We start from the raw sequence: 9660 nt of genomic DNA, 5'->3' as shown, positions 1-9660 counted from the left end.
GGCGCGGGGACGGGGCGTCTCCTGGGTAATCGGGAGATTCACCGAGAATAACGGCGGGCGCCAATGACGGCGCCTCGCGGACACCGGTGTCCGCGAGGCGCTTTCTCGTTTCCACCCCGCTATCCCGCCCCAAGACCACGGAAGACACCTCAACAAGGCAGCAAGAATTGCTAAAGGAACTACAATAACATTGCCGGTACCCTTGAGATACCACACATAGTGATTTTAATACTTTGATAAGGCCATTTTCAAAGCTCGGATTCTTAGGCTTTCAACCGCGCCTCCGCAATGACTGATTGATTTTTAATAAAAACATCCAGCACACAGTCGGAAACGAGGTTTATCGCAAGATATTTCTTTCGCAAAGGACCACACAATTACTCATATTTAGAGGGGTTTATGTGAGGCGCGATGTGGTTTTTTTGAGCAACTATATGTGAATTGTGTTAGAAGCCTCCGCGCTTGATATTGATTATCTTGTTGCACGGTTTCTTCACCCGCCGCATCGCCTCAAACGCGTTAAATAATGAACATAATTTCAAGAGAGATCACCATGTCGTCCTACACCATCCGTCCCATCGGATTTTCCGACAAGGAGGCTGCCTCACTGGAGGCGATATTCACCATCGCCAGCGGTCGGTTGCGCGACAACTGGCGCTGGGCCGCCGCCGGGACCGCGCATATTTATCTGGCCGCGGTGGAATCACCGCAAGAGTGGGAGCACTACCGGCAGGACTTTCCCGGCGACCGCTTGCTCGCCTGTGTCCCGCCCGACCTCGGCATCGACGCCCACTGGCGAATTCAGCGCGACCCGGCCCGGCTACCCAGTATCCAGCAACTTATCCAAACGCTCGACGCGGCGGGCACCGAACTGGCTTCCGGCAGTCCTCTTTCGCCTCGGGCATCCGAACCAATAAGCCCGCCGGAGGCCACCGATGATAATTACGACCCCGCCCGGTATCTGATCGGCATCGTCCGCGAATGCCTGGCCGATGGCCTGCCCCGGCGGCTGGCCGGCCAGGAAAGCGGCCCGCTGCTGATCGACCCGCGGTCGAGGCTTTACTTCGCGCCCGGCGACCAGACCCTGTGGCTGCCCCTGCTGTCGGCGCCTCGGGATCGGATCCAGACGCAACCGCTCGATGAGCGGCAAATGGCCGCCGAAGCCGCCGCAATGGAATCCGGCGGACTCGGCCTTGATGACTTGATCTTTCTCGCGGCCCTGCGCAGTTCCCAAGGCCGATTATGGACCGGCTGCCGGCTCGACGAGCCGGTGCGCTTGAAGCGCTGGCCGAACCTCAAATCCATGTCCGAGTATGTGGATTACATTGGTTTGATGGCGTTCATGAGCAATAACCGGGCGGACCTGAGCGCCGTCGCGGCCCGCACCGGCAATCCGCTGGACAAGGTGATCGACTTCCACAACGCCTGCATGGCGCTGGACTTGCTGCAACGGGGAGGCGACACCGCGATCCAGGAAAAGCCCGTGAACCCGGCCATGCGTGACCTGTTCGGCAAGATCGTCCATCGCCTGCGCGGAGAAATCCCGAAATCCCAAACCACGCCCCGGATGAAAACGAATCATGTCGAACCCTGATTTACGGCAGCCTAAGCTGGTCTTCACGGGCAGCGTCGGCGCCGGCAAAACCACGGCCATCTCCGCCATCAGCGAAGTGCCGCCGGTCACGACGGATGTCCGGGCGTCCGAGGCGGAGGTGGCGGCACGCAAGAGCACCACCACCGTGGCCATGGACTACGGCCTGCTCACCCTGGCCAACGGGGTCAAACTGCACCTGTACGGGACGCCCGGCCAACGACGCTTCGATTTCATGTGCCACATCCTGACCAAGGGCGCCTTGGGGCTCATCATCCTCCTCGACAACACCCATCCCGATCCGATGGGCGAGCTGGATTACTATCTCAACCTGAACGCGGCGTTCCTCCGCACGAGCGCCGCCGTCGTGGGCGTCACCCATTGCGACATGAAAGCCCGGTCCTCCATCCAGGATTATTACGATGGCCTTGCGGAAAGGGGCGATCCCTGGCCGGTCGTCCATGTCGACGCGAGGGACGCGGGCGACGTGTCGATACTCATACGCACGCTGTTGGCGCAACTGGAGTTCGGTTGATGAGGCGCCGGTTTCGCCAGCGCGCCGTCTGGCCCAGCCCGGGCGGCGGCGCGGTCGACAAAGCCGGGGGCTTTTAATAGCATGGCGAGCCACCAAACCGCCAAGCCCCGAGAACCGCCGTGCTTTCAGAAAACCGCTCCCGCCCGAATCCCCCCGCATCCCCCATCGACCCGGACCTGCGCGTGACGGTCACGGCCCCGGCTCGCCTGCACATGGGATTCCTCGACCTGGGCGGCTCCCTCGGGCGGAAATTCGGCAGCATCGGCGTCGGCATCAATGAAATCGCCACCCGCCTGACCCTGGTGCCCGCCGCCCGCCTGTCCGCCACTGGTCCCGGTGCCCAGCGGGCCATCGCCGCCGCCGAGAAATTCGCCCGCGCCGTCGGTCGCCCCTGCCCCGCCTCCATCCACATTGAACAGGCCATCCCTGACCATGTGGGCCTGGGTTCCGGGACACAATTGGCCCTGGCCGTCGGGGTGGGGCTGAGCCGACTATACGAGCTGGCATTGGGCGTCCGCGATGTCGCGCCGATCATCGAGCGCGGTGCCCGCTCCGGCATCGGCATCGCGGTGTTCGAACACGGTGGCCTGGTGGTGGACGGGGGCCGGGGCGAGCGGACGGTCATCCCGCCGGTCCTTGCCCGGCTGGACATGCCCTCCGACTGGCGCTTCATCATCATCCTGGACCAGCGCGACCAAGGCCTGCACGGCGCGGCGGAGATAGACGCCTTCCGTGCCCTGCCGACATTCCCGGCGGAAGAAGCGGCGCGGCTGTGCCACTGGCTGCTGATGCGTGGCCTGCCCGCCGTGGCGGAGGGTGACATCGAGGGCTTCGGCGCGGTCATCACCGACACACAACGCTCGGTGGGCGACCATTTCGCCCCGGCCCAGGGCGGGCGCTTCACCAGCGGCAATGTCCGGGAAGCGCTGGAATTCCTGGCCGAACGCGGGGCGGTGGGCATCGGCCAAAGCTCGTGGGGACCGACCGGATTCTGTCTGGTGGACAGCCCGGCCAGGGCGGCAGCCTTGCTGACCGAGGCCGAGACCCGCTTCGGCGACCGGCCCGGCCTGCGCTTTTTGATCGGCACGGCCCGCGACCGGGGCGCCGAGATTACCGTACAGTCGCGGAGCGAAACGGAGTTCTGATCCGGGGCCGGGATGACTACGGATTGGCCCGAGCGCCTGCTGATCGTAAGCTGTTCGGCGCGGATGCTGGTCCGTAGCGCCGCCCGTGCCGGTTTCCGTCCGGTGGCACTTGATCTCTATGCCGATGCGGACACGCAGGAATACGCCGAAGTCGCAGTGCCGCTCGTGCCGGACCAAGTTGGATTTGACGCCGGGTATCTGCTGGCGACCGCCGCCCGCCTCGCGCCCGCCGAACGCTATCCGCTGGTGTATGGCAGCGGCTTGGACATCGCGCCCGACCTGCTGGAACGCTTGGCGGCGGGGCGCGAATTGCTCGGCAATCCGCCCGAAACCGTGCGTCTGTTGCGGACGCCGGAACGCTTTTTTGAGCTGCTGCGCCAACTCGACATTCCGTTCCCCGAAGTCCGCTTCCAACCGCCCACCGACCCCGCGTTGTGGCTGGTGAAGGCCGGTTGCGGCGAGGGGGGCAAGGGTGTACGCTTCTGCGCCCAGAAAACGCCCGCCAGCGCGGGCGAGTATTACCAGCGCCGCGTGTCGGAACCGCCGATGTCGGCGCTGTTCTTGGCGGACGGCGAACGCGCCCGGATTATCGGCTTCAACACCTTATGGACGGCTAGCCAACAGGGCCGGCCTTTTTTGTTTGTGGGGGCCGTGAATCGGGCCGAATTGGCACCGGAACAGCGCGGACAAGTACGGTCCTGCGTGGCGCGGCTGGTTCGGGCGCTGGGACTCAAGGGGCTGAACAGCCTGGATTTCATGCGCGACGGCGACACCTGCCGGGCGCTGGAAATCAACCCCCGGCCCAGCGCGACGATGGCGCTTTATGATCGGGATTTCCCCGTCGGCTTATTGGAGGCGCACATCCGGGCGTGCCGGGGCCGGTTGGGCGACGGCGCACCCATGGGCCGGGCCGTGCGGGCGTTCCGGGCGGTGTTCGCGCCCCGAGCGTTCACGGTGCCGGAGGCCGTGGACTGGCCCGGCTGGTGCTGCGACCGGCCCGCGCCGGGCACCCGTTTCGACACCGGGCAGCCGGTCTGCACCGTCGAGGCAGATGGTGCCAATCTCGCGAAGGTCGGAAGCCTGCTCGCCCGCCGCGCCACCGAAGTTTTTGAACGGCTGTTGCCGGTCCAACCTTAACCGGCACAGTTTATTTCCCACACCAAGGTAGTCACTCACCATGCAAACCAAAGTCAGCGTCAACGCCCAAGCTCTCCCCATCGTTAAACACATGATCGCCAAGGCCGGGAAGCTCCGGCTGAAGATCGACCGTCTGTCCAACGGCTGCACCGTCATCGACGCCGGCATCGACGCCGTGGGCGGCCTGGAAGCGGGCCGCTTGATCGCGGAAGTCTGCATGGGCGGCCTCGGCACCGTCACCTTAAGCCACGGCTCGCCCTTCAAGCGCTGGCCGACCATGGTGAATGTGCATAGCGCCAACCCGGTCATCGCCTGCCTGGGCAGCCAGTACGCCGGGTGGAGTCTGTCCCACGGCGAAGGCAAGAGCGCTTTCTACGCGCTGGGTTCCGGCCCGGCCCGCGCCATGGCGACCAAGGTCAAGGAGGGCGTGGAGAAGCCGGTCGAAGAGCTTTACGAAGAACTCGGCTACCGCGACGTGTGCGGCGAAACTGCCATCGTCATGGAAGTGGACAAGGTGCCGCCGGTCGAGGTCATCGAGAAAATCTCCCGCGCCTGCAAGGTGGAGACCGACAGCGTGCATGTCATCCTGACGCCCACGTCGAGCCTGGCGGGTGGAATGCAGGTGGTCAGCCGGGTGCTGGAAGTGGCGTTGCACAAGGCCCACTCGCTGCATTTCCCGCTGGGCCACATCATCGACGGCAGCGCCTCCGCGCCGGTGCCGCCGCCCCATCCCAATTTCGTCAAGGCCATGGGCCGCACCAACGACGCCATCCTGTTCGGCGGCACGGCGCATCTGTTCGTCAAGGGCAGCGACGAAGCGGCGGCGTCCCTGGCGGCGGAACTGCCGAGTTCGACCTCCCGCGACTACGGCAAGCCGTTCGCCGAGGTGTTCAAGGAATACAAGTACGATTTCTTCAAGGTCGATGCCATGCTGTTCAGCCCGGCGCGGGTGATTGTGACGGCGGTGGAATCGGGCCGCAGCTTCCATGCCGGGGAGTTGGATGAGGAGTTGTTGGAGCGGTCGTTTGGGGAGTGATTGATTAAGGGCCAAGGGTTCGGAGGTGGTTGATGTCCACGGGTTATGAACAAGATTTCTTTCGCTGGACGCAGGAGCAGGCCGGATTGTTACGATCCGGCTTGATCGACCGGCTGGACATCGAAAACCTGATTGAGGAGATCGAATCCATGGGGCGCAGCGAAAAGCACGAGTTGGTGAGCCGTCTGCGGGTGCTGGTCATGCACCTACTGAAATGGCGCTATCAACCGGCCAAGCGCTCACCCAGTTGGTTGTCAACCATCACCGAGCAGCGGGCTTCCCTGGATACGCTGTTGGAGGACAGCCCGTCGTTACAGTCGGGTTTGTTGGAAGCGCTGGAAAAAACCTATCTGAAAGCACGCAAAGCCGCGTCTTTGGAAACGGAGATTCCGCTGAATAAGTTCCCGGAAATTTGTCCGTTTTCTTTGGGGCAAATCCTCGACGACGATTATTTTCCAAACTCGGAGGGTTGATGGACTTCTCCATACTTTTCAGTCCGTAGGTCGGGCGTGTGTTCCCATGCCCGACTTGCATCACTATGTCACTGAGGTATCTGACATGATGACTAAAGCCGAATTGGAAAATCAGCTAACGCAAGAAATCCATGACTTATCGTTTGAAGCCATGGAAACGCTGTTGCGTTTAACGGCTCTGCTAAAGGGAGCGAACACTCCGCAGAATGCTGCTGATATTGATGAGCAAGCCATACTAGCGCAAGAGCGGGCGGTTTATCTGCGGACAGAAGAGGATATACGTGTTTTCCTTGAAGCCTTAGAAAATCCGCCCAAGCCAAATGAGGCTCTAAAAGAAGCAGCGAAATTGCACCGGGAAATGGTTAGCAACTCTAACGAAGAAGAGCGGGAATGGTGGTCTCAGCTTTCGCGTAAAAATTTAGCACGCGCCTACGACGACAATGAACCCGAATACTCCCTTGAAGATATTCGACCGTGAATCCCAGCCACAATACTTGGCAACTCCCCAAATAACTTTTCTACGTTGACCGCACATACCCCTCCCTCCCCCCGCATCGCCATCATCACCGACGACCCCGGCTGGCACGGCAAACGCCTCCGCGAAGCCCTGGCCGTGCGTGGCTATGACTACCGCTACCTGTCCCTCACCGCCTGCCGGATCAACGTGGAAGCCGATGGCTTGCCCATCCTCCTGCCCGGCTTCGAGGACCGCCTGCCCGACGGCGTGTTCGTGCGCGGCGTGCCGGGCGGCACCCTCGACCAAGTGGTTTTTTACCTCGACATCCTGCACGCCCTGAAACTGTTGGGCATCCCTGTCTATAACGATGGCCGCGCCGTCGAGCGCACCGTGGACAAGGGCATGACCAGCTTCCTGCTGCGGCGGGCCGGGATTCCCACGCCGCCCACTTGGGTGCTGAGCGACCCGGAAGTCGCCCGCGCCATCGCCGAGCGGGAGCTGCGGGCCGGCCATCAACTGGTCTCGAAGCCCCTGTTCGGCTCCCAAGGCGCCGGGCTACGGCGCTACGAAACCGTGGACGACCTGGCCGGGTTTTCCCCTGACAACGGCATTTTCTACCTGCAACGCTTCGTCCACTGCGGCGAGCCGCCCCACGATTTCCGGGTGTTCGTCATCGGCGGGCGGGCTGTGGCCGCGATGCGCCGCTCGGGCGTGACCTGGCTGAACAACGTCCATCAAGGTGCCCGCTGCGAGCCGGTGCGGCTGGATGACCTCCGGCTCTGCCGTCTGGCCGAGGACGCCGTGAAGGTGCTGGATATGAACTACGCGGGGGTGGACATCATCCGCGACGAGCAAGGCCGCTACAGCGTGCTGGAAGTCAACAGCATCCCGGCATGGAAGGGTTTGCAGGCCGTGACGGAAGCGTCCATCGCCGAGTTGCTGGTGACGGATTTCCTGGCCCTGTGCGCTCCAAGCGCCGGGCAGGAGGTTCGGCAATGGTGAGCGTGGAGCGGCGGGAAGCGGCCCTAGCGGCTTATCTGGCGGCTTGTGAATTGGAGTTGCAAGCCTTCAAGCCGGGCAACGTGAGCGTCCACTCGGAAGGCCACGACATGACGGTGGAGGATTTCCGCCGCAGCGCCGCCGCCAGTGCGCCCTTCCTGTGCGACGAGACCCTTTCGCTCGGCGAAAAGATTTTTTACGCCGTCGATGCGACCTGGGCGGCGGTGGGCTGCAATACCAATCTGGGCATCGTGCTGTTATCGGCGCCTCTGATCCGCGCTTTCGAGAGCAGAACCGCTGGCGAAACGCTACGAGAAGCTTTGGCGAAGGTGCTGGCGCATACGACCGTGGCCGACGCGGATTGGGTATACCGCGCCATTCGCCGGGCACAGCCGGGCGGCTTGGGTGCCGCGCCGGAACAGGATATCCGCGAGGAACCACAGGTCACTTTATTGGAGGCCATGCGCCTCGCCGAACACCGGGACCGCATCGCTTTTCAATACACCAATTCTTATGCTGATATTCTGAATTCCGCCATTCCACGTTATCATGCCGCGCTGTCTCAATGGGATGATGAGGTCTGGGCGACCGTCATGGTGTTCGTGGGCTTGCTAGCAAGCTTCCCCGATAGCCATGTGGAGCGTAAATTCGGTGCCCAATATTCCAGGATGATTGCCCGCCGGATGGCTGAGATAGAAGAAACACTATCCGGTGCGGAAACGCCGCAAAGGGCCATGCGGCTCCTACAAGACGTGGACAGCGAGTTCAAGGCTTACGGAATCAATCCGGGCACCACGGCCGATCTCACGGTGGCGTGCCTGTTGGTTGCCAAACTCAGGGCCATTCGGGACTAATTAAGAGCCTTTCCTTGAGCCTGCGTAGGCGGGTTGGCGTGACGGCACGGATGTCGCCTTGATAACCCATCCGATAGGGGAGACACGAAAGTGTCCATAACACAAAAATTTTCTTCTTTCTTTGGTAAAGGTAAACAGGAGATAAATATGGCGAAAATCGACAAATTGTTGGTTGGCGAGGCCCTCTGTGGCGGTGGCAACGAAATCGCCCACATCGACTTAATCATTGGGCCGCGTGGCAGCGCCGCCGAAACGGCGTTCGCGACTGCTCTGACCAACAACAAGGACGGTTTCACCAGCCTGCTGGCCGTGGTCGCGCCGAACCTGCTGGTTAAGCCGGCGACCGTCATGTTCAACAAGGTCACCATCAAGAATGGCAAGCAAGCCACTCAGATGTTCGGACCCGCCCAGCGCGGTGTTGCGATGGCCGTGGCGGATTGCGTCGAAGACGGCACCATCCCGGTCGATGAAGCTGACGACCTGTTCATCAGCGTCGGCGTGTTCATCCACTGGCTGGCTGAAGACGATGCGAAGATTCAGGACTACAACTACGAAGCCACCAAGCTCTCCATCCAGCGCGCTGTTGTTGGCGAGCCGAAGGCGGCTGACGTGGTGAAGCAGAAGGGTTCCGTCGAGCATCCCTTCGCCGCTCACAAGTAAGCGGTTCGACGAAAAAACGTTGCCCCGGTCTCGGGGCAACGTTTTTTTTCGCCCGCAGAAAACCGCCCGCCCGGTTATTTGAACCGCCCCAGCCCCCGCGCATCCACCTCCCCGGAATGCAAGGCACTCGCCATCAGCACAGCGGCCAGCCCCGAGGCTTCCAGCCGCGCCAAATCGTTTGCATCCCGCACCCCGCCCGCCGCCACGAACCGATGCCGGGGATGTTCCCGCGTCAACCGCTCCGCCTGCCCAACATCGGGACCGCTCCCGCCCCCCACCACCGACAGGTTCATCAGGATGACCGTCTCCGGCCACAGGTCGGGACTTTCCGGCAAGCGCGCCGGTCCCAGCGGTTGGCCCGCACGGGAATCCAGGGACAAAATCCAGTTTGTCGCGTCTGTCCCGGCGAGACGCGGCAAATGTTCCTCTCGCAAGGACTCGCTGCCGATGATCGGCGTGGTGTTGGGTTCCGGTGTAAAAAACAATTCTCCGCCTTTACACGGCACGCCTTGGTCGATCCACCACGCAAGGCCGGGAAACGCCCGCCGCAACTCCGTCATCACGCCGGATTGACGCTGCTTACCCATCAGTGCGTCGAGGTCGGCGATATACACGGTCGTGAAGGGATGCAGGTTCAACAAGCCCTCGACCACGGCGCAGGGTTCGGGGCTGCGGCACAACGGGCTTTGCAATGGCTGGTAAAGTTCGCGGTGGCCCTGCCGGGCGTGGACGGCGAGTCCATTCATGAGGTCGAGGACGGGGATGATTTGCAT

Annotated in this window: 11 protein-coding genes; 10 read left to right on the top strand and 1 reads right to left on the bottom strand. The window is 62.3% G+C overall.

From position 1 onward, the window contains the following. Positions 1-553: 553 nt before the first annotated feature. From ACXWUF_RS12445 to fae, 10 genes are all read left to right on the top strand, one after another. Entirely contained in the window at positions 554-1594 is a 1041-nt protein-coding gene (locus ACXWUF_RS12445; RefSeq protein WP_458494990.1) for a hypothetical protein, read from the top strand. Further along, complete coding sequence (locus ACXWUF_RS12440) at positions 1581-2126, top strand: GTP-binding protein (RefSeq protein WP_458494989.1); 546 nt, start codon at positions 1581-1583, stop codon at positions 2124-2126. Before ACXWUF_RS12445 ends, ACXWUF_RS12440 begins: the two co-directional genes overlap by 14 nt. A 119-nt stretch (positions 2127-2245) precedes the next feature. Further along, on the top strand, positions 2246-3271 hold the full coding sequence (locus ACXWUF_RS12435; protein ID WP_458494988.1) for a beta-ribofuranosylaminobenzene 5'-phosphate synthase family protein: 1026 nt from the start codon (positions 2246-2248) through the stop codon (positions 3269-3271). Positions 3272-3283: 12 nt separating this feature from the next. Next, positions 3284-4408, top strand: a complete 1125-nt coding sequence (locus tag ACXWUF_RS12430; protein WP_458494987.1) for an ATP-grasp domain-containing protein — start codon at positions 3284-3286, stop codon at positions 4406-4408. Positions 4409-4448: 40 nt separating this feature from the next. Then, positions 4449-5444 (top strand): methenyltetrahydromethanopterin cyclohydrolase, encoded by a 996-nt coding sequence (mch, locus tag ACXWUF_RS12425; protein ID WP_458494986.1) that lies wholly within the window; start codon positions 4449-4451, stop codon positions 5442-5444. Between the two features lie 32 nt (positions 5445-5476). Continuing rightward, entirely contained in the window at positions 5477-5917 is a 441-nt protein-coding gene (locus ACXWUF_RS12420; RefSeq protein ID WP_458494985.1) for a DUF29 domain-containing protein, read from the top strand. Between the two features lie 46 nt (positions 5918-5963). Further along, a complete protein-coding gene (locus tag ACXWUF_RS12415) occupies positions 5964-6395 on the top strand; it encodes a type II toxin -antitoxin system TacA 1-like antitoxin (RefSeq protein ID WP_458494984.1) in 432 nt (143 codons plus the stop codon). A 45-nt stretch (positions 6396-6440) separates the two neighbouring features. Then, positions 6441-7376 (top strand): ATP-grasp domain-containing protein, encoded by a 936-nt coding sequence (locus tag ACXWUF_RS12410; RefSeq protein ID WP_458494983.1) that lies wholly within the window; start codon positions 6441-6443, stop codon positions 7374-7376. Then, complete coding sequence (locus ACXWUF_RS12405) at positions 7370-8227, top strand: triphosphoribosyl-dephospho-CoA synthase (protein ID WP_458494982.1); 858 nt, start codon at positions 7370-7372, stop codon at positions 8225-8227. The genes ACXWUF_RS12410 and ACXWUF_RS12405 overlap by 7 nt, the downstream gene beginning before the upstream one ends. Positions 8228-8374: 147 nt before the next feature. Then, complete coding sequence (gene fae / locus ACXWUF_RS12400) at positions 8375-8887, top strand: formaldehyde-activating enzyme (RefSeq protein WP_458494981.1); 513 nt, start codon at positions 8375-8377, stop codon at positions 8885-8887. A 74-nt stretch (positions 8888-8961) separates the two neighbouring features. On the opposite strand, the gene ACXWUF_RS12395 is transcribed toward fae, so the two are convergent. After that, positions 8962-9660 (bottom strand): HisA/HisF-related TIM barrel protein (locus ACXWUF_RS12395; protein WP_458494980.1); only part of this gene is annotated, 699 nt, incomplete at its 5' end.

The organism is Methylomagnum sp. (assembly GCF_054333355.1).
The sequence above is the reverse complement of the archived record's forward strand: the minus strand, read 5'-3'. Positions and strand labels throughout refer to the sequence as shown.